The sequence below is a fragment of the Desulfovibrio biadhensis genome (assembly GCF_055388615.1).
On sequence record NZ_AP042477.1, the window covers coordinates 1,695,256 to 1,721,920 of the forward strand.

Here is a 26,665-nt window from a genome sequence, read left to right on the forward strand (position 1 = left end):
TTGGTTTCAGGGTGTTTTGACCGCTATTCTGAAAGTGGCGGCAAAACCCCGGTTACGGGGGCAAGGCCCTAGTGCGCCTCCCCCTTGCTCTGAAACACGATGCCGATGATAAGACCGCTAACCAGAGCAATGATGGTGGCCAGGATTCCATACATGGTGCCATGGTCAAAGGCGAGGTTGGCCAGAAATTGCGGCGTGCTGACCAGTTCTACATCCAGGGGGGTTGTGGTCGCGTCGACCTTGACGCCGTCCTTGATGGCTACGGCTTCCAGTTTGTAGTCACCGGGAACCAGGCGAGAAGGAATGGGCAGCTTGGCCGTGAAATGCTGCATGCCGCCTTCCACTTCACCCATGGTGAATTCGCCGGCGTCTTCCTGGTAGAGCTTTTCCTTGTTTTTCAGGCGGATGAGCTGGTCGATGAGTTCCGGCCTGGCGTCGTTGTCCGGTTCGATGGCTATTCCATTGAGCACGGAAGCGGCCTGCAACTGCTTGCCGGCATGGCCGAGTTCGTCCAGCGGCTTGGAGCTGCCTACGATGTACAGCACGGGCACGTCATGAAAGGTGACGGCGTCCATGTTCATCCACAACAGGCCCATGGCCTTGTCCTTGCGCTTCATGTGCAGGTCGTTGGCTTCGCCAAGCACCCGCAAGACGATTTGGCTGCCTTCGGGAACAGTGCCCGCAACGTCCACGGTGGTGCCGTTGTATGTGGTGCCGATGTCGATGGTTTCCGGCGTCACCTTGAGCTGCATGGGGGCCTGCGCCGAAACGGACGTGCACAGCAGGGCCAGAATGAACGCGGTAAGTGTGATACATCTGATATTCATTTTAATGACCTCCCACGTATGCAAGCAGAATGTCGGGACGGGCGATGAGCTCGTAAAGCATCTTGCCCATGACGACCAGAACCAGGGAAGCGAGCAGAATTTTGAGCTGGTCGCCCTGGAGCTTTTTACCGACGCGGGCGCCGACCTGGGCGCCGATGGAGGAGCCCACCAGCAGCAGAAACGCGAGGACGAAGTCCACGGTGTGGTTCTGGCTGGCCTGCATGATGGTGACATTGATGCAGGTGAAAAGAATTTGGAACAGGCTGGTGCCGACAACGACGTGCATGGGCATGCGCAGCAGGTAGACCATGACCGGAACCATGATGAAACCGCCCCCAACGCCCATGATGGCGGCCAGGACGCCCACCAGAGTGCCCAGGAACAGGGGCATGATGACAGACATGCGAACGCCGGAACGCGTGAATTCGGTTTGGAAGGGCAGTGCCTCGAACATGCGGGCGTATTTGGATTCCTTGGCGGGAGCAGGTTCTTCGGTCGCAGGTTCCTTGCTTTTACGCAGAGACTGCAGACTTTCGAGGAACATGTAACCGCCTACGAACCCGAGCATGAGCACGTACGTGACGTTGATAAGAAAGTCCGCGTTGCCCATGGCCCGCAGCACCTTGATGACCTGCACGCCCACGGTGCCGCCAAGGACGCCGCCTATGAGTAGCAGGATGCCCATCTTGAAATCTACGTTGCCCAGCTTGAAGTGGGCCAGGGTGCCGGATGTGGAGGCACCGACGATCTGGTTGGAGTCCGATGCGGCCGCCACGGTGGCAGGAATGCCCAGCATGATGAGCAGCGGGGTCATGAGAAAACCGCCCCCTACGCCAAATATGCCGGACAGAAGCCCCACACCGCCGCCCAGGCCGAGAATTGTGGCGATATTCACGCTGTTGCCGGCGATCGGAAGATATAAATGCAGTGGTACAATCATTTTCCGTCCTCTCTCGATTCCCTTTTTCTTGGAGTAACTATTTCGAAGCAACAGGACACGCGGTGGCGGATCATCTGCAGTGAGGCCAAATCTCTTTCTTCATTGGCGCCGTTGGCATTGCCATGCTCTGTCACCAGTCTTGTGATCCTGTGCTGTTCCACAAACTTGATCACTTCCTGTTCATATTTTCCCTCCGTAATGAAAGATTCGGTGTGCACGCTGTGCTCTGCTGCGTCCTTGAGCTGTTGCTCCAGCTTCTTTGTTCCCTCAGGCGCGGACGTCTTTTTCGCTTTTCCGGGGGGCAGGACTGAAAGCACGTACAGACTTGCGCCGATCCGACGGCACAGTGCGATGGACCGCGCAAGCGCTTCCCAGGGGACCTTGTGGCCTTTCATACTGACGAGTATCCGCTCCATGTGTTTCCTCGACTTCTGTAAGAGCAAGGCCTGGGCCATTTTAAGAAAGTTCGTGAAAACAGAATGTTGCAGAAAAACAACAGTTGTGAAGTGATGCTTTATGTTCCAATGTGAAACAAACCATGTCTTTGCATGGTAGACATGGTTCAAATTGAAACATATGGTCGGGAAACGTCTTGGACGGGGCGCTCTGTCTTGGTGCGTTGCCGGTTCCGTGGCGCAGATGAGGCATGATGATCATGACGGAAAACACTTCGGTTAATAGCGGCTCAGAGCAGCTGCAAACCTTTTGGCGCTCCATCAAGGGCAAGTTCTTTCTGGTCTTCATGGCCAGCTTTATTTCCGTGTTCGCACTGACCCTGCTCAATTTCTGGAGCATGAGCATGGTCAAGCAGCGGCTGCACCTGCTGGAGCGTTATGAGGATTTGCTCAATGACGTGCTTGAGGTCAGGCGTTTTGAGAAGAATTACCTGCTGTACAATGACCCGAGCAGTCTTGTGGAAAGCATTGATTACCTGCAGAACATCGAGCTTTTGCTGGATGAATTGCAGGACAATATCCTTGAAGTGGTGGGGGGGGATGAATACGGGAAATTGAACGCGCTTTTTCAGGAGTATTACGGGATCATAGCCTCCACCCAGGCCGGCAAGTCGCCGGATCAGGAGCGGATCAGGGTCCTGGGAAAACAACTGGTTGATTCTGCAAACGGGCTGCTGCGCAAAAAGCGCGAAAGAATCCACAAGGCCATCGTGCGGACATCATTCATTCCGTTTGCATCGTTGTTCATCTTCGCTCTGCTGGTGCTGTTAATCGTCAAAATCATCTCCAGGGGGCTGTTGCAGCCCTTGAGTCTCTTGAAAGTGACCACACAACGGGTGGCCAGGGGAGACTTTCGCCCCATACCGCCACGGGCCAACCGCATCGAGGAGATTGCCGGCTTGATCAATGCCTTCAACCGCATGGCCCAGGAGCTGGAGGCCAACCAGGAAGACCTCTTGCAGGCGCGCAAGATAGCCGCCCTGGGGACGTTTACGGCCGGTATCGCCCATGAGTTGAACAACCCCATCAACAATATTTCCCTGACGGCTGAGACCATGGAGGAATTGTACGCTGACAAGATGGACGATGACGCCAAGGAGATGGTGAGCGACATTCAGACTCAGTCCGAGCGCGCCAGCGAGATAGTAAAGAATCTTTTGGATTTTTCCCGCACGGAGCGCCCTGTCTTCACCACCCTGACGGTGCAGAACGTCATCAGCAGCACCGTGAATCTGCTCAAGAACCAGTTCATGCTCACAGGCGTCACCTTGAACAAGGATATTCCGGAGCAACTGCCCCCTATCAAGGGGAATTTGCAGAATCTGCAGCAGGTGTTCATGAATCTGATGTTGAACGCCATACACGCCATGGACAATGGCGGGCGCATCGACATCGTGGTGCGTGAGGAGGGCGCCATGGTCCGGATCGAGATCCAGGATACGGGCGTGGGCATGGATCAGGAAATGCTCGAGCATATTTACGAACCGTTCTACACCACCAAAGAAGTGGGCAAAGGCACGGGGCTGGGGCTGGCCGTCACCTACTCCATTGTCAAGCGCCACAACGGGCGGGTGGAAGTCAGAAGCCAGCCCGGCAAGGGCACCGTGTTTTCCGTCTTCCTGCCAAAGATGGAGCAATAGCATGACAGCCGCGCGGATAGCCGTCATTGACGATGAGGCAACAGTTTGCCGCCGTCTGGAGCAGGCCCTGGGCAAGGATGGCCTGGAGGTGGCGACCTTTACCACTGGGAGCGCTTTTCTTTCCCAACTCGGCTCTGCTGCTTTCGACGTGGTGATAACCGACCTGCGCCTGCCAGACGCCACAGGCCTGGAGATTCTGGAAGCGATAAAGAAAGAGCACCCCGAAACCGAAGTCATCATGATTACGGGGTACAGTTCGGTGGATACGGCCATCGAGGCCATGAAGCTGGGCGCGCACCATTATGTGGCCAAGCCAGTGAAGCTGGAAGAACTCCGCGTACATATTCGCGGGGCCCTGGAAAAGCGGACCATGCGTCAGGAGAACCGCCAACTGCGGAGCGCACTGCAGAACCAGAGCGGCATCGAATCCATCATCGGCGCTGGCGAGGCCATGCGTGACATTTTTTCGCTTATTCGCAAGGTGGCGCCCGTGGATTGCAACGTATTGTTGCAGGGCGAAAGCGGTACGGGCAAGGCCCTGGTCGCTCGCGCCATCCACAATCTGAGTCCGCGCAACGACAAGCCGTTTGTTTCGTTCAACTGCGGCGGATTTACGGAAGAGCTCATCACCAGCGAGCTGTTCGGGTACGAAAAGGGCGCGTTCACAGGCGCCAGCGCCACAAAAATCGGACTTCTGGAATCCGCGGCCGGGGGCACCGTCTTTCTGGACGAAATAGGCGAAATGCCGCTGCCCATGCAGGTCAAACTCCTGCATGTCTTGCAGGAGCGGCGCATTTTGCGGGTGGGAGGCACGCGCCCCATTGATCTGGACATCAGAATAGTGGCCGCCACGAACAAGGACCTGAAACAGGAGGTCACGGACGGCAATTTTCGTGAAGACCTGTACTTCAGGCTGAATGTGGTGACCGTCCATCTGCCCAGGCTCGTGGAGCGCCGGGAAGATATCCCTCTGCTGGCGCGGCATTTCATGGAAAAATACAGTTTGGCCTTTCATAAACAGGTCACTGCCATAGAGCCCGCGGCCATGAACCTTCTGACAGGCTATTCCTTTCCCGGCAATGTGCGCGAGCTGGAAAATATCGTAGAGCGCGCTGTGGCGCTGACAGACTGCGAGGAAATCCGGCTGCAGGACCTGCCCCAGGATTTGCAGCAGTTGGAGGTGGACGCCATGGAAGGCGACGGCCTGCTCAGTCTGGAGGAAATGGAGCGCAAGCACATCAAGAAGGTTCTGGAGAAAACGGGCAATAACAAAGGGTTGGCCGTGCAGATTCTGAACATCCCCCGCACCACGCTTTGGCGCAAGCTCAAACAGTACAAGCTTGAATGAACGCTTGTTCCAAATTGAAACAAGCTGTGCTTTCCTGGGCGGTAATCCATTGAATTGAAGTGTTAATTTTTAAATATTCTGTGTCATGCTCGCATTTTTACGGCAGATGGTGTAGGGAAATTTCGCCCGCCGTCACTTACGGCAAAAAGGCGTCACCTTCATCCGGAGTAGGCAAAATGAACTTGCGTCGCGTACTGTCATGGTCCCTGGCTGTTGCACTGTTTCTGCTGGCCCCAGTATCGGGGGCGTTAGCAGGGGAATTCGAAAGCCCCCCGCAATTGAAGGCATCCAAGCTGCTGCCGCAGGATATAGTGAAGGGCAAGCTGTATACGGTGGAAGAAAAGGTGCTGAACGACGGTTACCTGAACACCTATACCATTGACTCCCAGTACGGGAAGTTCACGGCTGTTTCCACACCCATGGTCTATGTCCGCATCCACGAGATCAACACCATTGCGGAAATAGACAAGATTGATCTGGGGGACGAGTTCGGCGACTCCGTGAAGCAAAGCGGTAAAAGTCTGGTCTCTGGCGTCAAGAATCTGGTAACCGACCCCGTGGATACCCTTGGTGGGGCTTTTTCCGGCGTGGCCAAGGCCTTTGGCAGGGCGCAGGAGTCCATCTTCGAAAGCAATGCAAGCCAATACGAGGATAGCGCTGTGGAAAGCGCCATCGGCCTTTCCAAGGTCAAGCGCGATTATGCCGTAAAATTCAAGGTGGACCCCTACTCCACCAACGAGGTGCTGCAGGATCGTCTGCAGAAGCTTGCCCTGGCCAACTACTCGGGAGGGCTGGGCGTCAGTGCGCTCAATTTTGTGCTGCCGGGCACAGCGGCCATGGCCGTTTCTGCGGTGCGCGGCACAAACCTGATGAACGATGTGGACCTGAGCACGGCGCCCGCTGATCTGCGCAAGGAAAACAGGGATAAGTTGCTGGCCATGGGCGTGGAAGAAAGCGTGGCCCGCATATTCATCAATAACGAGGTCTTTTCTCCCACGGACCAGTCATTGTTGGTGGCCGCGCTGGACAAATGTTCGGGCGTCAAGGACCGCCAGGCCTTCATCGAGTTTGCGGTGCCCACCAACAGCGGCGACCTGGCCTTTTTCCGGCAACGCATGGCCGCTATGTTCATGGAATATCACCAGAAAAAAGCGAAACTCGAATCCTTTGTCCCTGTGGGCAAATTCATCGCCGCCAAGACCGCGAACAATGAACTCCTGCTCTGCTTCCCCCTGGATTACGGGGTCAGGTCGTCGGCGATGGTGACCGTAATGAAGCAGTTCAACGATGCCGCCGCCAAGATGGGAGTGAAGAGCAAGCGCATCCGCGTCAGCGGCAGGTTCAGCCCCGAGGCCAAAAAAGGGCTCGAGGCCGATGGGTGGAAAGTGGACGAGGGCGTGTAGCGCTGACCATTCGCCACTACTTGCTGCGCAATGTGATTTTCAGGATGTTGCCCGGCTCCCAGAGGCGCATGCGTGGCCCCCAGGTGCCAGCGCCGCGGCTGACGATGATTGTCGTGTCATCTGCTTGATAGCGCCCTTCGAAATAGGGGAAGCGGAGCCGCACCACGTAACCGAAGGGCCAAACCTGGCCGGCGTGGGTATGACCGCTGAGCATCAGCCCCACGTTTTGGGAGGCGGCCTTTTCCACCAGCAAGGGCGTGTGGGAAAGGAGTACGGTTGCGCCCTTTGGCCGGTTTTTAAGGGTTGCTTCCAGGTCTTGTTCGCCGCGGCCGGTGCGCATGCCTATGGTCAGGTCGCGGACGCCGGCAAATATCAGCCCTGGTACGGGTTCTTTCCACGTGTTCAAAAGCACTGTGTATCCGGCTTCTTGCAGTAACTGCAGGGGCTGGGATGCGCGCCCGTAATATTCGTGGTTGCCCTCCACCGCATAGACGCCAAGGGGGGCGCGCAGCTTGCGCATTACAGGCAACAACCCGTCATAATCGATGAAGTAGCCGTCAAAAAAGTCGCCCAGCAGCAGCACGGCATCGGGCTGCAAATCCATGACTTGCTCTATGCGCGCTTCCAGCCAGTCCTTGCCGATAAGGGAGCCTACATGCAGGTCCGACAAGGCCACCAGTTCCAGGCCGTCGGCTGCGGCGGGCAGCCCTGGCATGGTGACTTCGTAGGTTTCCACCACAGGCGCGCGTGTCCCCTGAATAATCGCCAGTCCGGAAAGGGCCAGCCCTGCGATAAGCGCATACCCGCGCAGACGTGGCGCAAGGCGTGGCAGGAAAAGGCCAAAGCCTGTCAGCAGGTCTACAAAAAGCAGGGAAGCAAAGGCCAGAAAGACGATCACCAGCAGGTCCATGCTCACCAGCTCCACCAGGTGGGGGAGTGTGCCTGAGTTGTTGTGCCCGTATGTGCGCCCCAGCCTGATGAGCAGCCAGATGCCTATGCCTGCCAGCAGCCTGAATTTCCAGCTGAAGCGGGACAGATAGGGAATGCCGCCCGTCCGCCACAGCGCGTACAGAGCCATAAACGCAGTGATGCCCATCAATATGGTGCCGAACATGACGCCTCGTAGAGTTGTGTGCGAAAGGGGGCACGTGAAGGGATCCGCCTTTTATTACAAAAGGCTGTATAAAAGCAGAACATGAAATCTCCTGTGGATGTCGTCGGCAGGGCAAATGCGGAAATGAACCTGCATGAGTCGGAATACTATCGTTGAAGTGCTTTGTTGCAAAGGCCTTGCGCCACGGTCATTACCATGGGTATGATGGACCATCGTAGTGCACCTTTATGAACCCGCATCACTGCCCTTTGTGCAAGGAGGCCTTTGTGAAATCCCTGTTCAGGTTCTGTATTCTCGTTGTGTTGTTGGCGGTTTGTTCCTCCATCGCATGGGGCGAATGTGGCAGTGCGCCTTTCATGAACAGACAGTATTCTCCAGAATGCCTGCGCCGTCTGGGCGACGGCACGTTGCCTAAAGCCTTGAACGTGGTGGATGGCTATTATGACAAAAATCCAGATATGGGAGACTTTTATTTTGATGTGGAAGAGGTGCACTGCACAGACCTGGACGGAGACGGCGCCCCTGAAGCCATGGTGACGTCAGTCTGCGGGTTGCTGGGCGCCAACTATACGCTGCCGGAATATTTTGTGTTTGCCGGCCCCCCTGCCTATGCAAAGCTTTTAGACAGTATCTCGGACGAGCGCATCCACGCGGATTTCAAACGTTACGACGATTCCGACATGATTTTGTGGCCTTTGCAGGAGGCCGTATTTGTGAAAGGCGGGGGCATAGACGCCTGGTTCTATGCCGGAGGGCCTCATTGCTGTCCGGAAAAGAAGGTAACGCTGCATTATGTGTTGCGAGAAGGCAAACTGGCGCCTTTGGGAACGCCGCGGGTGGAATCCGTTGAATAGACGACCCAAAAGGCCGGGGAGCCGCGATGGCGCATAGCAATCACGCCAGTCTGGCGGAGTACAAAGCCGCTCTGGATGCCTCGGGGGATCTCATCGCCATTGTGGACCGGGACCACATCTACAGGATGGTTAACCGGGCCTTTTTGGAAAAACGCGGCGTGCCCCAGGAACACGTGCTCGGCTGCCATGTGCAGGACGTGCTTGGACCGCGGCAGTACGCCCAGGCGCGGCCACACCTTGAAAAAAGCTTTGCCGGCCACGAGGTGGACTATGTGATGGATGTCGCCTACCCCCGCCAGGGCGTGCGCATCATGCGCGTGCGTTACACACCTGTCTGGGGGGAAGATGTTGCTGCAAAACAGGTGGAACGAGTTCTCAGCGTCATCCAGGACATAACCCCCCTGCGGGAAGCAGAGGCCTTGTCCAGACGGCACGAGGCCACCTACGCAAAACTTTTTTTGGAATCCCATGCTGTTATGCTGCTGGTGGATCCCGTCAGCGGATTGATAATAGACACCAACAGGGCCTGTTGCGATTTCTACGGGCAAAGCCAGGAAGAACTCTGTTTGTTTCCTTTCGAGGCCCTTGAGGCGCCGGCGTGTAAAGGGGGCATGTCCAAAGCGCTCAAAGCCGATAAAGATCATTATGTTTGCTGCCATCGTATTGCGCATGGTGAAGTGCGTGAAGTGGAAATATTTGTCACTTCGTTTGTTCCGGATACGCGGAATTTGCTGCACCTGACGATATACGACGTCACCGAGGAGATGCGCCAAAAGAAGCACAAGGCATTTCTGGCCTCAATAGTGGAATCCACCCATGACGCCGTCATCGGCAAGGACAAGGAAGGGCGGGTGCTCAGCTGGAATAAAAGCGCCCAGGCCATGTACGGCTACACTGAAGACGAAATCATCGGCAAAAGCATCAATACGATCATTCCCGCCGAGCTTCGTGATGAGATTGAAGGGTTGATGGCCGCTGCGCTGGCCGGTGAGACCGTTGATAAATATGAGACCCGCAGGCTGCGAAAGGATGGGAGCGAGATAGACGTTTCCCTGATTATTTCCCCCATTCAGGACGCCAATGGAAGCGTGCTAGGATTGTCCACCATCGCCAGGGACATTACGGAACGCAAACAGGTAGAGCGGCGTTTGCATGTTCTTGCCGCCATCGTGCAGCAGGCAGAGGAAGCCTTTGTCATTACAGATCAAAACGGCCGCATGGAGTATGTCAACGCAGCCTTTTCCAGCTACAGCGGCATAGAGGAAAACAATGCAAGGGGCATGCAGGTGCAGAACGTTCTGCACCCCGTGGAGATGCCCGGGGTCGTTGACGCAACAAAGACGACAGACTGGCGCGAGGCGCTATATGCAGGGCGCTCCTGGAGCGGAAGGCTGGCTATACATGGTGCCAAAAAGGGTAAGATAGTCTTTTACGCCAGGCTGTTGCCGCTAACAACGCCGAATGACCAGACCGCTATTCGAGTCTTGACCTTGCGAGACGTTCGACGTGAGGAATCCCTTGAGCAGCAGCTTCGTCAGGCGCAGAAAATGGAAGCCCTTGGCACCCTGGCAAGCGGCATAGCACACGATTTCAACAATGTTCTCGCTTCCATCATGGTCAATGCCGAGACGGCCGCCCTGCTTGCTGCGGAATTACCGAAAATTCTGTTGGACTGTCTGGATGATATCGGCAGCTCCAGCCGGCGGGGGGCCGAGTTGGTCAAGAATATCCTCACCTTTTGCCGCCAGGGCGAGCAGGAATTGCAACCCATGGAACTGCAGCCGGTGGTCAAGGAGGCGCTTAAACTGTTGCGCTCCACCTTGCCTGCTGATGTGGCGCTTAAGCCGCGGGTTGATGCCGCGGGTTGCATGGCCATAGTGGACCCTTCGCAGATTCACCAGGTGATAATGAATCTCTGCCTGAATTCGGTGCAGGCCATGCCAGAGGGCGGGGAGCTGCGGGTGGACCTGGACCTGGGAGAAAAGGACACCGTTGTCCTGCGGGTGGCGGACCAGGGCACCGGCATTGCTCCGGAGCATTTGCAGCGCGTCTGCGACCCGTTTTTTACCACCAAACGGCCAGGCGAGGGCACCGGCCTTGGCTTGTCCATTGTGCATGGCATTATCAGCACCTGCGGCGGCGCCCTGCATATCGAATCCACCCCGGGGGAGGGAAGTGTGATCACGGTTTCCTTGCCCCTGCATAAAGGGGAGTTTTGTCCTCCAGATGCGGGCGACAAAACCCCCGCGCCAGGCAAAGGCGTACTGCTTGTGGTGGATGACGACGCCGGGGTTCTGGTCTCGCTGGAAAGGGGGCTGGGCCAGCTGGGGTACGAGGTCCTGGTGGCCAAAAGCGGCAGTGAGGCTGTGGCCGTATATGAAAGGGAGCGGCAGCGGATAGACTTGCTGCTTTGCGATCACGCCATGCCTGGCATGGCGGGAGTGCAGCTGGCAGGAGTCTTGCGCGCCACAACGCCTGCCTTGCCGGTGATTTTTTATACAGGGGACACAGGCGCGCTGGAACCGGAAGCGCTTTTTCATCTGAATCCTTGCGCCGTGCTCCATAAGCCTTTATCAATAATACAGATAAGTAAAACCATCCAAGAGATGCTGCCCCAAAAGGGCTAACCGGAATTATTTGGTGACGCCATGGCCCGGTTGTTGATCATAGATGATGACGCCACGTTCAATAAGACCCTGGCGCGTCCTTTGGCGCTTATGGGGCATGAGGTCGTGCAGGCGCATTCTCTGAGTCAGGGATTGGGCATGGCGCGGCAAGGGTGCGATGTGGTTTTTCTCGATGTTCGCCTCCCGGACGGCAATGGGCTCGACGCCATCGCCTCCTTGACGCGGGGAGAGCAGCCGCCTGAAGTCATCATCGTAACCGGAGAGGGCGACCCGGATGGCGCTGAACTGGCCATGCGCAACGGTGCCTGGGATTATGTGGAGAAGCCCTTTACGCTCGAGAAAATCACCCTGCCCCTTAAGCGCGCCTTGGCGTATCGCAGCAGAAAGGACGCCCACGCCGTCAGGATGCTCCGGCGCGACGCCATAGTCGGTTCGAGCCCTGAAATGACGTCATGTCTTGAGCTTTTGGGCAAGGCTGCGGGAGTGGACGCCCCTGTGCTGCTAACCGGAGAAACAGGCACGGGCAAGGAGCTGCTTGCTCGCGCACTGCATGAAAACAGCCCCAGGTGTGACAAGCCCTTTGTTGTGGTGGACTGTGCATCCATTCCGGATACGCTCATAGAGTCCGAACTGTTTGGACACGACAAGGGGGCGTTTACCGGGGCAACGCACGACAAGCCCGGCCTGGCGGCCCAGGCGCATGGGGGGACGCTGTTTCTGGATGAAATTGCGGAAATGCCCCTGCAGCAACAAAGAGCCTTGCTGCGGCTTATTCAGGAAAAACGTTTTCGCCCTGTTGGCGCAGGCAGGGAGCGTTTCAGCGACTTCAGGCTTGTTTCCGCAACGAACAAGGATTTGCGCAATCTTGTGCACCAGGGAAGATTTCGTGAAGATCTGCTTTTCAGGCTGGAGGCGTTTCATATTGAACTGCCCCCCTTGCGTAAACGCAAGGGCGATGTCATTCAGCTTGCGCTTTCCCGGTTGAACGCCTTGTGCAAGGAGCACGGTCTTTCCACCCGGGGGGTGTCCCCCTGTTTTCTGGATGCGCTGACCACATGCCAGTGGCCTGGTAACGTGCGTGAATTGTTCAATGCTGTGGACCGGGCTCTTTTTGCGGCAGGGGATGCGTCCATCTTGTATGCCCGTGATCTGCCGGATACAGTCCGTATTTTTGCTGCACGTTCAAAGGTCTCCCCCCCGTTGCCGTCATTGCCTGCAAGAGGCTATGAAGAAAGGGATATCCCCGTGACTGAAGCAGGCGATCTGCCCAAGATCCACGAATACCGCATCAGTCTTGAACGCCAATACTTGCAGCAGTTGCTCCATCGCACCAATGGCAACGTGACGGAAGCCAGCCGTATGGCCGGGGTCTCACGCCAGCACCTCCACAGGCTTTTGTTACGCCACGGCATTGTCCGTAATCATTGACCCTCCTCCGTAACGCATACGCGACGTCTGTCGCATATATGCGACAAGTGTCACGCAATAGCGACGTCCTGTCGCTGTCCCGTCTTGCCGCTCTTTATGTAAAGTGATGCAAAATCATAATTTTAGATGTTTCGCTCCATTGGCATGTAATTTGGATTGCTCCTGACGCCAACGCGAGGGGGTGCATCCATGAAACGGATTCTGTTCATCGAGGATGACGCACTGGTCCGTGAATCTGTCTGCCGCGGGCTCATGCTGCTTGGCTACACGGTTCTCACGTTCGAAAGCGGACAGGATGCCTTGCACCACATCAAAGAAGAAACAATCGATGTGGTGATTTGCAACGAATCCCTCTCCGACATGCAGGGGACGGAGTTTCTTCTGACGCTAAACGGTATGGAACACAGACCGCACACGGTGGTGGTAGCCGGGGGGACAAGAGAATTGCAAATGCCCCACCATGTGTACCTGCAAATGGTCAGACGTCTGGGGGCAAACGCTATTCTGAAAAAACCATATTCATTAAAAGAGCTTGAAAGTGTGATTGACGGTCTGGACGGTAACACCTGATGGCAGAGTAAGAACAAAGGCAAAGGAGAGAGGCAATGAAGAATTTGAAACTGGCAGTAAAAATCGGCATCGGGTTTGGCCTGCTGATAATCATGGCCTGTGTTTTGGGCGGCATGGCAGTGCTGAACATGAGTAATGTGGAAACAGAGGCAACGCAACTAGCCAAGGAATACGTCCCCGAAGTTGCCATTGCCAATGGTCTGGAAAGAAACTCCCTGCTGACCATGTATGAGATCCGCGGCTATGGCCTGAGCGAAGAGGATCAGTACTGGCAACGGGCAACTGAGAACCTTGCCAAAGTCGAGGAATATCTGGCCAGGGCCGAGGAACATGCTGCAAAGTATACGGACCTGGTCAAGCTCAAGGAGCAGGTGATCACAGCCAAGGAAATGGTGGCGCAATACAAGAAGCTGGCAAATGAAACCAATGTGCTCATAAACGATATGGTTCAGGATAGAGAGAATATGGACGCAGGGGCAAAGGAGTATGTGGTGAACTGCGCCGCTTATCTTGAAAGCCAGAATGAAATGATGCGCCAGCAAATCAACTCCGGTGAAATGTCCGACAGGCTGCTGGAGCGGTTGGACAAGATTACCGTCATTAATGACATCATCGATCTTGGTAATGATACGCGGGTCAAGAATTTCAAGTCCCAAGCGACGCGCGATCCCGAAGTCTTCCAGAGCGGGCTCGACAATTTTCCGAAAATTTATGCCTTGTTGGACCAAATACGAACCGTGACGCGGCGGGCCGACAACCTGCAGCAATTGGATGCCATAAAACAGGGCGCCGATGCATACCGCACAGCCATGGAATCTTTTATCATGCACTGGAAGCGCCTGCAGGAGCTGGGCAGATTGCGGACAGAAGCCGGCGATGGCGTGCTTGAAGCGGCGCAAGCCACTGCAGATGCTGGCATGGATCAGACCCAGTACATTGCCAACGAAGCCGTGACGAATCTTGGCGCTGCCTCCATGGTCATGATCACCGGGCTTGTGGTGGCGACTCTTTTCGGCATCATCGTCGCCGTGTTCCTGACCAGGGCCATAACCCGCCCTGTAATCAAGGGCGTCGATTTCGCAAAGGCTATGGCGACAGGCGACTTCACGCAGAAGCTCGATATCGATCAGAAGGACGAGGTGGGCATTCTTGCCGCAGCGCTCAATGAAATGGTCGATCGATTGCGCGAAGTCGTGGCCGAGGTCCAATCCGCCACGGATAATGTCGCTTCCGGCAGTGAGGAGCTCAGCGCATCGGCGCAGAGTCTTTCACAGGGCGCTACCGAGCAGGCCGCCAGCGTGGAGGAAGTCTCTTCCTCCATGGAGCAGATGAGCAGCAACATTCGACAGAATGCGGAGAACGCACAGCAGACCCAGGCCATTGCGCTGCAGGCCGCAAAAGACGCCCAGCAAGGCGGGCGCGCCGTGCATGAAGCTGTTGCCGCCATGCGCAATATTGCAGAGAAGATTTCCATCATCGAGGAAATCGCCAGGCAAACAAACCTGCTGGCTCTCAACGCAGCCATTGAGGCGGCCCGTGCGGGTGAACACGGCAAGGGGTTTGCCGTTGTTGCCGCGGAAGTCCGCAAATTGGCGGAGCGCAGCGGCGCTGCTGCAGCCGAGATAAGCGAACTGTCCGGCTCCAGCGTGGATATAGCTGAAAATGCAGGGAATATGCTTGAAAAGATGGTCCCGGACATCCAAAAGACCGCCGAACTGATTCAGGAAATCGCCGCTTCCAGCTCGGAGCAGGATTCAGGAGCGCAGCAAATCAGCAAGGCAGTGCAACAGCTTGACCAGGTTGTGCAGCAAAACGCCTCCGCCTCTGAAGAGATGGCGTCGACCTCTGAAGAACTCTCCAGCCAGTCTGAACAACTCATGAGCACCATGGGCTTCTTCCGGGTAGACAAGAGCGGGCAACAGCAAAGCAGAAAAAAGACCAGGCAGAAAGCACTGCCCCAGCAAGGCACGGCCCACGGGCAAAGCGCTAAAAAGGAAAGCAAGCCCAAGGCCATTTCCCTTGAAATGGGTGATGATGTTTCTGACGAGGACTTCGAACGCTTTTGAGCAAGACACCAGGGAGAAAGCATCATGGCAGGGAAAGCACTGCACCAGTACCTTACGTTTATGCTAGGCGATGAGCTGTTCGCCATGGATATAGGATTTGTGCGGGAAATCATCGATGACAAGAACATCACCAAGATTCCGCGTACGCCGGATTATATGCGGGGCGTCATCAATCTGCGGGGGCACGCCGTGCCCATTGTTGACCTCCGGCTCAAATTCGGCATGAGCATCACCGAGTTGGATGTGGATACCTGCGCGATCATTACGGACATAGAACTCGAGGATGGCGTGAGCCAGATAGGCGCTCTGGCCGATTCTGTGCAGGAAGTCATGGAAATCAATCCGGATGATATGTCAGCGCCCCCGCGTATGGGAACCTCCATCGATGTTTCCTATATCAGGGGCATAGCCAAGAAAGATGAAAAATTCATCCTTGTTCTCGATTTGGAGCGGTTCTTTTCCGATGTGGAACTGCCCGCGGAAGTCAAATCACTGGAGCCGCAAGACGTTCAGGGGGAAGTAGCGGCAGCGGTGTAGGCTTTAACAGGGCAGGCTGCATACGTAAAAGGAACAGCCTCCTCTCCTCAAGTCCCGGTAACTCTGCCCGGGCCACGGAGACCGCCTCTTTCTCCTTTGCACCAGGAGAAAGGGGCGGTCGTTTTTCATGGGCGTCCCCCAAAAAAGATGCATAGTAACAAAAATGGTGTCAGTCGGGCAGGGATGATTGGAAACGAGAGTTTTTACTGTCACCGGCAAATAATGGAATGCGGTGGCGGAGCAGAAAGAGCAGACAAAATACCAAGGCCAGGATGCTGATGATCAGGCCTGCTATTTCGTATTTATTCCAGACCAATTGAAGTTGCAGAAGATGTTCTCCCGGGGGCAGGGCAAAGCTGATAAGCCCGAGTTCTGGCGAAGGGCTGATGGCGTATTCTTGGCCTTCAGTATCAATGACGTTCCAAAATGGAAAATAATATTGTCCGATGGTTATGGACTCTGGCTGGTTGTTGCTGATCTTGATTTGTATGCTTCGAGATTTCCATTGCACAATGGAGATTTTTGTAGCGCCGTGAAGATAGGAAACTGTCTCCACTGGTTTAGAGGGCAGAGAAGAGTATGCGGGGATGTATTCTGCCGTAAAGGGGGAGGCGCCAGCTATGCCTCGTACACCGTGTTCAAACGCCAGGTTTGTGGCCGCGAATTTTGTTGGCGATGCTAATGGATATAAGCTGGAGGCCTTTCTTACCAGAGCAGCGGTAGTAAAGAAAATTATGGCGAAAATAAGAGGAATAAAAATAATTTCCAGGCGTTTACTGCCTGGGTTGTTTCGGTTTTGTGTATTGATTGAGAATCCTAGTGCTACGCAAAGCGTAATGTCGAGGAGCGAGCAAAGTCTTGTTGGAAATTGTATTTTTTGAAGTACTGCAAGCATGTCCCAGAGACGTATAGATGATTTTGACATCATGAAAAATACAGCAGAAGCAATAAAGATAAAAGTAAAAACATATTTTTTATTGTATGACGTTTCATTACGTAATGTAACGAACGAAATGAAAATAATGTATATATATGTAAACATGATGATCATGCCTGCATAATCCTGTTTCGCAAAAATAAAATTATTAAAATAGATATGACTCGGAAGCCAAAGAGAATTGATGCTTACATGATCCTGTAAAAATATTGCGGGGAGTAGATATACAGAAGATAGGCAGATTCCCAATAGCATCCCGGAACCCAACAGCAGCGTTTTTTTGAATTTCCCCATGAGGGCAAAAATTATTCCTGCTGAAAGTAGGAAATGAAAAACGATCACCCCCGTGCAAAGATGGGTCATTAAGAGCAATGAATATATGAATGAATATATGATGATGTTGTTCTTCTTTTCGTTGATCCTGAAGGCGTAAGAAAAACAGAGAGGTAGAAAAATGTACGCTGCAGCTTCCGCAAATCTATGGTGTCTAATAATAACTTCTGAATAGTGATAAGGCAGTATCGCATAGGCTAAACTGGCAAAAGATGCCGCTTTTGCAGGAAGAAATGGTTTGATGCTGTAATAGAAGGTAATGCTGGATAGAATCATGAAAAAAGACGTGCAAATCCCCAGGATGTAGGGGAGAGGGATAGTACCCTGCAGTAGGACGACGAACGGGTAGGACAGATAGTAAGAGATTGGCGAATAGAAGAAAAAGGCCGGGCTGCCAGCCCCATAGAATAAATCAGGTAGCCAACGGGGGTAGAGCGTGCCCTCATTGAGCACGGAAGCAAAAGATCTGGCCCATGTTGCGTGGATTTCGCCATCCGGCCCCATTGGAAGTCCGAAAACAAGAAGGGGAAGCGAAAAAAGCAGTGTGGTGGCAATTAAAAAAAGGATAATCCGCTTATCTTTTGGCGAATTATCCTTGATTTCAGCTGCTACTGTCACCGTGTACACTCTTTTGGTAAACGCGGTTGTGGATGGAATTACTTGTATAATAACGCTAGATAAATTCCTTTATGGAGTGGGATGGTCTGTTTTTAACGACCATACTATAAAGTATATGCATTCCTAAAAGAGTGCAAGGACAAAACCATTTTACCAGTGGTTGTTATTCTGCAGTATCCCTTGTTTGAGGATGTTTCTTTTTTCTTGTGGATCGTGAAAAGTGTCTCCCCGAAAGGCTGGCGGCGACCTCGATATCTTCATCGCTGAAGTTTACAAGTTCGCTAACAATATAAATAGGACGCTGCTTTACCTCTACAAATATGCGGCTGATGTATTCGCCCAGGACCCCGAGTCCCATCATGTTCAGGCCGCTGAAAAACAGCATGATGACAATGAGCGATGCATAGCCGGGCACGTCTACGCCCATTATGAGTGTCTTGAATATGACGTAGAACATGTAGGCCAACCCCAACATGGAGAGGGTGAATCCCGTGTAGCTCCAAATTTTCAGGGGGACGGTGGTGAAGGACGTGATGCCCTCGATGGCGAAATTCCACAGCCGCCAGTACTTCCATTTTGACTCGCCGGCTGCGCGGCAGGCCCGGCAGTAATAGACCGTTGTTTGCTTGAATCCCAGACTGGCGAAAATCCCCTTGGTAAAGCGCGATCTCTCGGGAAAGCCTTGAAACGCCTGCACAACTTTGCGGTCCATCAGGCGAAAGTCTCCGGCGTTGTTGGGGATGTGGACATCACCGATCTTGCCGATGAATTGATAAAAGGCTCCTGCGGATAAACGCTTGAAAAAACTATCAGAGCTGCGGTCGTTTCTGACTGCCAGCACCATTTCATACCCTTGGCGCCATTTCTCGACCAGTTCCGTCAGTACCTCGGGCGGGTCCTGCAGGTCGGCATCAATGGGAATGACTGCGTGGCCGGTAGAACAATCTATGCCAGCGGTAAGCGCGTATTCCTTGCCAAAATTTCTGGAGAGGTTGATTGCCTTGATTTTGGCGTCTTTCTCACAATACGCTTGCAGAAGTTCGAAGGTCTTGTCCGTGGAACCGTCATTGACACAGATTATTTCGTAGGCGTTTGTAATCTTGGAAATAATAGGAGTAACTTTCTCGAAGAAAATATCGAGAACTTCTTGTTCATTGAACATTGGGACTACAATGCTGATTTCTGGATGTTGTCCCATCGGAAACTCCTTTAGAAAGTAACTGTGATTGCGGCCTTTGTTTCTATAAAATCTGGGGCCTGGCTCTGCAAGCAAAGGACGTGGTGCAGAGAAGTGGGCCGCTCCCTGTCTGGCTGATGTCTAGCGCAGATTGGTTCAATTGAACACCGCGCATGTTTCCATGGTGATGCAGCGATCTGCTGTGAAGCGGAAGTATTTGGCTGCCGTCAAAAAGCGGAGAACTGTTTCACCAGTGTGATCGCAAGGAAAAAACCGCCCCTTGCCGTATACTCGCAGCAAAGGGCGGCAAAATTCTGGCTCAGGCGCTATTCGGGCATGCGGCTTATGCGTGCGCCCAGGGCCGTGAGTTTTTTGTCGATATCTTCATACCCGCGATCCAGGTGATAGATGCGCTGCACTTCTGTGGTGCCCTGGGCCGCCAGACCGGCAAGGACCAGGGATGCGCTGGCACGCAGGTCGGACGCCATGACAGGGGCGCCGAGCAGGCGTTCGACGCCGCGTACATGCGCGCTGCGGCCGGAAAGTTTGACCCGCGCGCCCATGCGTACAAGTTCCTGTACGTGCATGAAGCGGTTTTCAAAGATCGTTTCCTCCACTACGCCGGAGCCTGCAGACAGGCACATCAGGGTCATTACCTGTGCCTGCATGTCTGTGGGGAATCCGGGATAGGGAAGCGTTGTCACGTCTACACAGGCCAGATCCCGGGCACGCCGCGCCAGCACTGTGCCGTCGGCCTGTTGCTCAATGTGCACGCCCATTTTGCGCAGCACGGCGACAACGGCTTCCAGTTCCTCCAGGGGGCAGTCCTCTATCACGAGCTCGCCATTGGTAATGGCCGCCGCCACCAGAAAGGTGCCGGCTTCGATACGGTCCGGCATGATGGTGTAATTGCACCCCTGCAGGCGTTCAACGCCCTGCACGCGAATCATGCTGGTGCCGTGGCCGCTGATTTTGGCGCCGCAAGCAATGAGAAAATTCGCCAGGTTGCATACTTCGGGTTCGCGGGCAGCGTTTTCCAGAATGGTTTCCCCTTCTGCCAGGGAGGCTGCCATGAGCAGGTTTTCCGTGCCCCCCACAGTGGGGAAGGGGAAAGTGATATGCGCGCCGGTGAGCCGTTTGCAGCGCCCGTGAATGTAGCCGGACTCCAGGTCGAAAACCGCGCCCATCTGCTCCAGTGCGCTCAGGTGCATATCTACGGGGCGTGCGCCAATGGCGCACCCGCCTGGCAGGGCCACCTTGGCCTCGCCCAGCTTGGCCAGAAGGGGGCCCAGGCAGAGCACGGAGGCGCGCATGGTCTTGACCAGTTCATAGGGCGCCTCCACCTGCAACTGCCCCGGATTCACCACCACCGTGCCGTTTGTCTTGTCCGTGCGCTCGTAGCTGCACCCCAGGATGTCCAGTAATTTGAGGGTAGTATTGATGTCGCGCAAACGAGGCACGCGCTCGTAGGTTATGGCCCCATCTACCAGCGGAGCGGCCAGCAGGATGGGCAGGGCTGCGTTTTTGGCGCCGCTGATGCGCACATGTCCATTCAAAGGGGCGCCGCCCTCGATGCTTAATTTTTCCATAAAAAAACTCCTTTGCGCGGATTCTGTATCATTCTGCGGTAACGAACTGTTGACTGCCGCAGTGACTTGTTATATCAATACCGTCTTTACGGCGGGAGTAGCTCAGGTGGTAGAGCACATGGTTGTGGCCCATGTGGCCGTGGGTTCAAGTCCCATCTCTCGCCCCATTTTTGATCCCATTGAAAGCCGCGTCCTGGACGCGGCTTTTTCTTTTTGCATCCGCCCGGCCGGTATGTTGCATTTTTCCCGATTTCAAAAGCGCCTGCTGATCAAGCGAAATGTTTTACGGGCAGCCGTAACGCCCAAGCCGTGTGCCGCGAGCATATACCCCATGGCCAGCAAAGGGACAAGGACCAGCGCAGCCGTTCGGGGGGAACCGCTCCCCACGTGAGCGCCCAGCCGCGAAGCTGCATATACGCCGATGCTTAAGAGCAAGGGCACGGCCAGTTGCCGCAGGGCTAGGGCAGGTCGTATGTCCCTTTTTCGCAGGCCGATATACAGCAGCATGGCATTGGCCCAGCCAGCCATGGCCATGGCCAGCGCCAGACCGCCGGCGTCAAATAAGCGCATCAATGGCCAGGCCAGTATGAGAAAGAGGGCAATACCGCCCATGCCAGCCTTCCAAGTATAAGCAGCTTCCTGCCGGGAGCAGCACGCCGCGGCCAGCGGCCGGATGGCGGCAAAGGGGGGAAGCCCGAGCGCCATGGCCGCCAATACGCCGGAAGCGCCTTCAACGGCGGTTGCGTCAAAAGCTCCATGCCCAAAGAGCAAGGACACGATTGGGGTGGCCAGCCCCGCTAGCCCCGCCGCGGCCGGCAGGCTGATAAAAAGCGTCAATTCCAGGGCGTTGCCCAGAACCGTGTTGAATTCGCCTGTATTTCCCTGGGCGTTGCATGTGGCGAGTTGCGGCAGCGCCACCATGCCGATGGTCGCCCCAAATACGCCCAAAGGCAATTGCACCAGCCTGTCGGCATAATAGAGCCAGGAAACACTCCCCGTGGGGAGCAACGTGGCCAGCAGTGTGGCCACCAGCCCCACTATTTGCAGGGTGGACGCTCCCACAATGGAAGGGGGCGCTTCTTTGGCTAGCCGCATGACGGCGGGGTCTTTGAGAGAAACCTTTTTCCGCCAGGCAAAGCCGCGTTTGGCAAGGGCTGGTTGTTGCGCCAAAAATTGCAATGCGCCAGCCACGGGGAGTGCCCAGGCCAAAGCCCAGGCCGCATTGCCCCCTGTTCCCAGAAAAAGGGCGGCAAAGCCCAACGCTGCCAGAAAGACCAGATTAAGCACGATGTGCGCAAATGCAGGGGGGGTGAACGCACCGAGTCCATGCAATACGCCCATGCTGACGCCCGCAGCCAGCAGCAGCACCCCATAAGGAGCGCAAATACGCACCATGGCGACAGTCGCCTGGAACTGTTCAGGCGCGTCGACAAAGCCAGGCGCAAGCAGCGTGGCCACAACTTGGGGGAACAGCATGCACAAAAGGCAAACGCCCCCGCTTGCAAGCAATGTCCAGAACATTGTGCTTCTGGCCATGGCAAAGGCGCGCTCTTGCCCCTCCACCTGCTGCAGCCGGTTGAACTCGGGGACAAAGGCCAGGCTCAGCGTGCCTTCTCCAAAAAGGCGGCGCAGCAGGTTGGGAATGCGAAAAGCCACGAAAAAGGCATCCGCCAGGGGACCTGCCCCTATTACGATGGCGATGGCCAGATCGCGTGCAAAGCCCAGAATGCGGCTCGTGGCGGTGAGACCTGCGAGTCGGGAGGTGTTGCGCAATGCGTCGCTGTTGCTGGTTTTTGGCTGTGCTGGCGGCATGGCAGGGGTGTAGTCCGGCCGCGGCTGGCTTGGCAAGGGGCTCAGGCTGGGATGTGCAAAAGTTTTACCTCGGCGTTGCCTTGCCATCCAGCGCCTCAAAAAGGAGAAGGACGGCTTGCGCCGTCCTCCGCGTCCCACGTCTTCCGGATTCCCCCCTGGGTCTCGTGGCAAATATGCTAGTTTTAACAATGACAGGAAAAAAGCCACATCGTCAATTATTTTATTCTGCGTCTTTATGCACCTTGATGAAATTGTCTTTGCGAGGCTGTGCGCCATTTTTGGGAGCAGGCCTTTTTTGGGGTGATTCCGTAGCACCAACAGAATCTGTGCTTTGTTCGTTCAGGCCTGAATCTATTGCCGTCATATCTTTGTCTTTTGCTTCCAATGCAAAAGCGGTCATGGTCTTTGTAATAAATAAGCTGCATAAGAGGGCTAACAGGGCCAAAATAACAGCAAGCCTGTTTCCCATGAGGTGTCCATAGTGCATATTCTTTCTCCTGATACGTCATTGCCTCCTGTCGCACCCAGTTAGCCGGGGCACCACTAAAAGGTATGGTTGTGTTCATAAACTGGAAAAGCGCAGTGCCAGTAACGGCAATCAACATAAGTGTGATGATGATCTCAATCAGGGTGAAGCCGTTTTGCTGTTTTGTGACTGGAGCACGCCCATGTGTAATAGTATGGGGTCGCCTGATGTAAAAAACTGAATGATACTTTAAAAAAGAGTTTAAGTTCATAGTATCCCCCCTATGAAACAGCAGCTGTTAAAGTGCTTACTGTGAATATAGTTAATTTGTAGATGTAATGCAATATGCGCATAAGTATTTATTCTGTAAATAGTGATTCTCCATAAGTGCGCCCAATGTACAGTGCTTTAGTTCATAACCTCTAAATACATGTGATCTGGAAACAGTCAGTTAGAATGCCAAAAGTCTTAAATCGTCATTCTTGTCCGAAGATGCGTTAGAATAGGGCGCAAACAGAAAAAAATGACTAAAAAGGTGGAAAACTGACAATCGTGTTGGGCCCGCGCAGATGCTGGCAGGGTGATGGCAAAGCGTGCTATAGCCCCAACTCCATGTTTGCGAATACCTATTCACATTTTTCGCGTAGGCGACGCGCTTTGGCGCTTTTCTGCGGTGTGTTGCTGGCCCTCTGCCTGCTTTCACTTTCTCGCATGCAGGTGGGGGAAAACGCAGCGGCCATGCTGCCGGACCAGGGCGATGTCGTTGTTGATTTCGAGCTTCTACAAAAAGCCCCTTTTGCTAAAAGGTTGGCCATATCCATTTCTGACGATACAGGCCTTGGACCAGATCGCCTGACCTCCGCCGCAAAAGAACTGGCTGACGCGCTCAAGGAACTGGGAGCGCCTTTGGTGACCAGCGCAATGGCCGGGCCTCCGGGGAAATCTCCTGCCAAGCTTGCCGAAACTCTGTACGAACGCCTTCCTTCCCTGGCTGACGCAGTTGACCTGGAAGCCATCAAGGCCAGGCTCGTCCCTGAAGCTGTGGGACGCGCCTTGGAGCAGGACCTGCTGCTGCTCCAGAGTCCGCAAAGCTTCATACTCGAAGGGTTGCTGCAGAAAGATCCCCTTGGCCTGCGGGAGTTCGCCCTGGCAAAGCTCAGGGCAGTGAACATGCTGCCGCGCATGCGACTCTATATGGGGCGTTTTCTTAGTCAGGACAGGCGCCATGCCCTGGTGCTGGCGGAAACGCAGATTCCCCTCACGGATGTTGGAGGGGCTGAGAAGCTGCTCAAGGAAATCGACAACGCGATAGATGCAACCCTGCCCGAAGGCTGCAGCGCGTCGATTATCGGCGCGCACGGCTATACAGTGGCCAATGCGGCGGCCATAAAGGCCGATCTTAAACGCATCCTTACGCTCTCCTGCATCGGGCTCGGGCTGCTTTTCGGACTGGCTGTACGCAGTTGGCGCGTGCTTTTCGTGCTCATGGTGCCGGCTGTCGCCTACCTGGTGGGCGCTGCTGCGGTGGGGGCTGCCTGGAATGTCGTTTCCGGCATAACCCTGGGATTCGGGGGCGTGCTCATGGGCATTTGCGTTGATTTTGCCCTGCACGTTTTCCTGGCCATGCGGAGAGAAGAAGGGCTGCCGGGTGAAATAATCTCCAGTGTTGCAAGGCCGGTCGGCTTTTCCTTTTTGACCACGGCGGCGGCCTTTTCCATCATGCTTCTTTCCGAGCTTCCCGGTGTGCGCCAGTTGAGCGTTTTCTCCCTGGCCGGCCTTTTGGCCGCCGTGGCGATGGCGCTTGTTGTGCTGCCCCATTTCCCCCTTGGCAGGGAAAAACACCCCAAAGAGCCTCTGTATCCGGTTGACGATGATGATGCAGAGCCCGATTGCGAATTACTGGAAGGGCTGGACGTATTGGTGGAGCCCAGCATGACCCATGGGCAGGACGGCCTGCCGAGCGGGCCGGCGTGCAAACTGCGGCAACAAAGACGGCAGTCCTTTGCGCAAAAGAAGGCCGGATGGATTTTTATCCTTTGGCTCCTGGGCATGGCTGTGTGCATATTTCTTGGGCGTAATCTCGTGCTTGAAGGAGACCTGCGCAAGCTCGCAGTGATGCCGGAGAGTCTTTTGTCTGCCGAGTTGGAATTCAAGCAGACGTGGGGCGATGTTCGTGGCCAGGCCATGTTGTTCGCCAGGGGAGATACCCTGCAAAAGGCCTTGCAGGCCAATGAAACTGCCTACCAGCAGCTTGTGTTGCTGATGCAGCCTCAGGTTGCGGAAGCGCCATCTGCCCAGGTGGAAGCTCCCGCCGTAGCCCCCGTTGCATTGGGGCCGGTTCTTTCCTTGGCGCCCCTTTTGCCCTCCCAGGCGACACAGGACGCCAGGCAGGCGGAGTGGCAAAGTTTTTGGGAGAAGCAACTTCCAGTGTTGCGGGATGTCTTGCTCCTCCGGGCTAAGGACCTTGGTTTCAGCGAAAACGCCTTCGCCCCTTTCTTTGAATATTTGCAAGAGCCCCCCGCTTCCATGACGGCGGGTACGCTACGCGAAATGGGGCTCGGCGCTGTGCTGGACATGCTGACGCAGGGATCGGAAGACGGATTTCAGGTGCTCACGCTGTTGCCGGATGATCCGCTTCTCCTGCGGCGATTGCCGCAAGCCTGGACCAGCGGCGAAGGCCCCATGCGATTGGTCTCGCAGACCAGGTTCCGGGAGCAGATGCAGCGGTCCCTGCAGCGGGACTTTACGCGGTTTCTGCTGCTGGCGTCCGGCGCGGTGCTCGTTTTGTTGCTTTTGCTTTTTCGCAGTCCGCGCAAGATGCTGCTGGCTGCGGTGCCTGTTGCCTCCGCCCTGGCCGCCCTGGCAGGGGGGACGGGCTTTATGAATACCGGCTTGAACATTTACGGTGTGCTGGCCGCGGTGCTTTGCATGGGACTGGCCGTGGATTACGGCATATTCATGACCATGCGCGGAGAGCGCACCCACGCGGAAAGCACGGATCAGGCCGTATTGCTCTCCGGACTCAGTACCCTGCTCGGATTTGGCGTTTTGGCCGCCGCCAGCCATCCTGCATTGCATTCCATGGGCGTGGCGGTTGTATACGGGCTGGCTGGCGCCTTGCCCGCATCATTGCTGGTGGTGCCCGCGCTACAGGAATTGTTGAGGAAAAGACGTGCCAAAGACATCTGACGCGAGACATTTCGGAGCGCGCACGCTTTGCGCCCTGGCCATCTTGTTTGTGGTCGGTTGCGCCAGTGTGCGTACCCACCCCTGGCTGGAAGCGCCTGCGGCTTTTGATGCCGCAAAGGCCGGAGAGCTGCTTGCAAATGACTGGCTGGGCATGGAAGGTGTTGCCATGCTGCGACTGGAAGGTCGTCTGGAGATTGGCTCGCGCAAGTTGCGCCTGAGCGCGATAGTGCGCCGCGACGGTGGCAACCATGTCGCCCGCGTCGTCGTCATGGGCGATATGGGGTTGACCATCTGCGACCTGGACGTGACCCCCTCCGGACACATCACTCATAGTGTGGCGCCTGATTTGAAAAAGGCGCCTTCTGTAGTGCGCCACATTGCGCGCACTTTCAGACGCATGCTGCTGCTGCCCCTGCCGGAAAATGTGGACACTGCCGGCCGTTATGCGCGCACCGGCGAATATATGCTTGCATACGAAACAGCCGGTGTGGGGGCAAAGCGGGCAAAATCCTTGCTGCAACGGATCTATGCAGCGCCGGATACGGAAAATGCTGGACGGTTGACAGGACTGTCTGCGCCGGATGCGGAGTGGGAGCTTGCTTTTTCCGACTGGCAACCAGCAGGAAACATGCGCTTGCCATGGCCACGGCGTTTGGCATACCACGACGCCAGCGGCGGCTATACGATTCATGCCTTGTTGGTTTCGTTTGCGCCGGAAGAGGCGGGGAACTGAAC

20 protein-coding genes, 1 tRNA gene and 1 pseudogene are annotated in these 26,665 nt (G+C 55.3%); 12 read left to right on the forward strand and 10 right to left on the reverse strand.

Features of this window, described 5'->3' with window-relative positions:
- Positions 1–68: 68 nt before the first annotated feature.
- Genes ACZ5EH_RS07370 through ACZ5EH_RS07380 form a run of 3 tightly spaced genes read right to left on the reverse strand, consistent with a single transcriptional unit; the run spans position 69 to position 2,183 of the window.
- Positions 69–827 carry a TIGR02186 family protein gene (locus tag ACZ5EH_RS07370; RefSeq protein ID WP_464277479.1) on the reverse strand — a complete coding sequence of 253 codons (759 nt, stop codon included), beginning with the start codon at positions 825–827 and terminating at the stop codon, positions 69–71.
- A 1-nt stretch (position 828) separates the two neighbouring features.
- Positions 829–1,767, reverse strand: coding sequence for a sulfite exporter TauE/SafE family protein (locus ACZ5EH_RS07375; RefSeq protein WP_464277480.1), 939 nt, complete (start codon positions 1,765–1,767; stop codon positions 829–831).
- On the reverse strand, positions 1,764–2,183 hold the full coding sequence (locus tag ACZ5EH_RS07380) for a universal stress protein (protein WP_464277481.1): 420 nt from the start codon (positions 2,181–2,183) through the stop codon (positions 1,764–1,766). Before ACZ5EH_RS07380 ends, ACZ5EH_RS07375 begins: the two co-directional genes overlap by 4 nt.
- Positions 2,184–2,413: 230 nt before the next feature.
- On the opposite strand from ACZ5EH_RS07380, the gene ACZ5EH_RS07385 reads away from it, so the two are divergent.
- From ACZ5EH_RS07385 to ACZ5EH_RS07395, 3 genes are all read left to right on the forward strand, one after another.
- Positions 2,414–3,862: a sensor histidine kinase gene (locus ACZ5EH_RS07385; RefSeq protein ID WP_464277482.1), complete on the forward strand. Its 1,449-nt coding sequence runs from the start codon at positions 2,414–2,416 to the stop codon at positions 3,860–3,862.
- Position 3,863: 1 nt separating this feature from the next.
- Positions 3,864–5,210, forward strand: a complete 1,347-nt coding sequence (locus ACZ5EH_RS07390; protein WP_464277483.1) for a sigma-54-dependent transcriptional regulator — start codon at positions 3,864–3,866, stop codon at positions 5,208–5,210.
- Positions 5,211–5,386: 176 nt separating this feature from the next.
- A complete protein-coding gene (locus ACZ5EH_RS07395) occupies positions 5,387–6,613 on the forward strand; it encodes a hypothetical protein (protein ID WP_464277484.1) in 1,227 nt (408 codons plus the stop codon).
- Positions 6,614–6,629: 16 nt separating this feature from the next.
- On the opposite strand, the gene ACZ5EH_RS07400 is transcribed toward ACZ5EH_RS07395, so the two are convergent.
- A complete protein-coding gene (locus ACZ5EH_RS07400) occupies positions 6,630–7,727 on the reverse strand; it encodes a metallophosphoesterase (protein ID WP_464277485.1) in 1,098 nt (365 codons plus the stop codon).
- A gap of 266 nt (positions 7,728–7,993) precedes the next feature.
- On the opposite strand from ACZ5EH_RS07400, the gene ACZ5EH_RS07405 reads away from it, so the two are divergent.
- The 6 genes from ACZ5EH_RS07405 (at position 7,994) to ACZ5EH_RS07430 (ending at position 15,809) form a co-directional block, all read left to right on the forward strand.
- Complete coding sequence (locus ACZ5EH_RS07405) at positions 7,994–8,581, forward strand: hypothetical protein (RefSeq protein ID WP_464277486.1); 588 nt, start codon at positions 7,994–7,996, stop codon at positions 8,579–8,581.
- A gap of 26 nt (positions 8,582–8,607) precedes the next feature.
- Positions 8,608–11,208, forward strand: a complete 2,601-nt coding sequence (locus ACZ5EH_RS07410) for a PAS domain-containing hybrid sensor histidine kinase/response regulator (protein ID WP_464277487.1) — start codon at positions 8,608–8,610, stop codon at positions 11,206–11,208.
- A 21-nt stretch (positions 11,209–11,229) separates the two neighbouring features.
- On the forward strand, positions 11,230–12,636 hold the full coding sequence (locus tag ACZ5EH_RS07415) for a sigma-54-dependent transcriptional regulator (RefSeq protein ID WP_464277488.1): 1,407 nt from the start codon (positions 11,230–11,232) through the stop codon (positions 12,634–12,636).
- Positions 12,637–12,825: 189 nt separating this feature from the next.
- A complete protein-coding gene (locus tag ACZ5EH_RS07420; protein WP_464277489.1) occupies positions 12,826–13,206 on the forward strand; it encodes a response regulator in 381 nt (126 codons plus the stop codon).
- 35 nt (positions 13,207–13,241) lie between these two features.
- Positions 13,242–15,272 (forward strand): HAMP domain-containing methyl-accepting chemotaxis protein, encoded by a 2,031-nt coding sequence (locus ACZ5EH_RS07425; RefSeq protein WP_464277490.1) that lies wholly within the window; start codon positions 13,242–13,244, stop codon positions 15,270–15,272.
- A 24-nt stretch (positions 15,273–15,296) separates the two neighbouring features.
- Positions 15,297–15,809, forward strand: a complete 513-nt coding sequence (locus ACZ5EH_RS07430) for a chemotaxis protein CheW (RefSeq protein WP_464277491.1) — start codon at positions 15,297–15,299, stop codon at positions 15,807–15,809.
- A gap of 169 nt (positions 15,810–15,978) precedes the next feature.
- On the opposite strand, the gene ACZ5EH_RS07435 is transcribed toward ACZ5EH_RS07430, so the two are convergent.
- From ACZ5EH_RS07435 to murA, 3 genes are all read right to left on the reverse strand, one after another.
- On the reverse strand, positions 15,979–17,697 hold the full coding sequence (locus ACZ5EH_RS07435; protein ID WP_464277492.1) for a hypothetical protein: 1,719 nt from the start codon (positions 17,695–17,697) through the stop codon (positions 15,979–15,981).
- Positions 17,698–17,860: 163 nt separating this feature from the next.
- On the reverse strand, positions 17,861–18,895 hold the full coding sequence (locus tag ACZ5EH_RS07440) for a glycosyltransferase family 2 protein (RefSeq protein WP_464277493.1): 1,035 nt from the start codon (positions 18,893–18,895) through the stop codon (positions 17,861–17,863).
- A gap of 305 nt (positions 18,896–19,200) precedes the next feature.
- Positions 19,201–20,463, reverse strand: a complete 1,263-nt coding sequence (gene murA, locus ACZ5EH_RS07445) for a UDP-N-acetylglucosamine 1-carboxyvinyltransferase (RefSeq protein WP_464277494.1) — start codon at positions 20,461–20,463, stop codon at positions 19,201–19,203.
- A gap of 91 nt (positions 20,464–20,554) precedes the next feature.
- Between murA and ACZ5EH_RS07450 the strand changes: the two genes are divergently transcribed.
- Positions 20,555–20,630: transfer RNA gene (locus ACZ5EH_RS07450), tRNA-His, on the forward strand.
- An 85-nt stretch (positions 20,631–20,715) separates the two neighbouring features.
- Here the strand turns inward: ACZ5EH_RS07450 and murJ are convergent.
- From murJ to ACZ5EH_RS07465, 3 genes and pseudogenes are all read right to left on the reverse strand, one after another.
- Complete coding sequence (murJ, locus tag ACZ5EH_RS07455) at positions 20,716–22,362, reverse strand: murein biosynthesis integral membrane protein MurJ (protein ID WP_464277495.1); 1,647 nt, start codon at positions 22,360–22,362, stop codon at positions 20,716–20,718.
- A 133-nt stretch (positions 22,363–22,495) separates the two neighbouring features.
- Entirely contained in the window at positions 22,496–22,744 is a 249-nt protein-coding gene (locus tag ACZ5EH_RS07460) for a hypothetical protein (RefSeq protein WP_464278357.1), read from the reverse strand.
- A 115-nt stretch (positions 22,745–22,859) separates the two neighbouring features.
- A pseudogene (locus ACZ5EH_RS07465) lies at positions 22,860–23,012 on the reverse strand (type II secretion system protein); the annotation flags it as partial.
- A 386-nt stretch (positions 23,013–23,398) separates the two neighbouring features.
- Between ACZ5EH_RS07465 and ACZ5EH_RS07470 the strand changes: the two are divergent.
- Both ACZ5EH_RS07470 and ACZ5EH_RS07475 read left to right on the forward strand, forming a co-directional pair.
- Positions 23,399–25,930: an MMPL family transporter gene (locus tag ACZ5EH_RS07470; protein ID WP_464277496.1), complete on the forward strand. Its 2,532-nt coding sequence runs from the start codon at positions 23,399–23,401 to the stop codon at positions 25,928–25,930.
- Entirely contained in the window at positions 25,914–26,663 is a 750-nt protein-coding gene (locus ACZ5EH_RS07475; protein WP_464277497.1) for a hypothetical protein, read from the forward strand. Before ACZ5EH_RS07470 ends, ACZ5EH_RS07475 begins: the two co-directional genes overlap by 17 nt.
- The last annotated feature ends 2 nt before the right edge of the window (positions 26,664–26,665 follow it).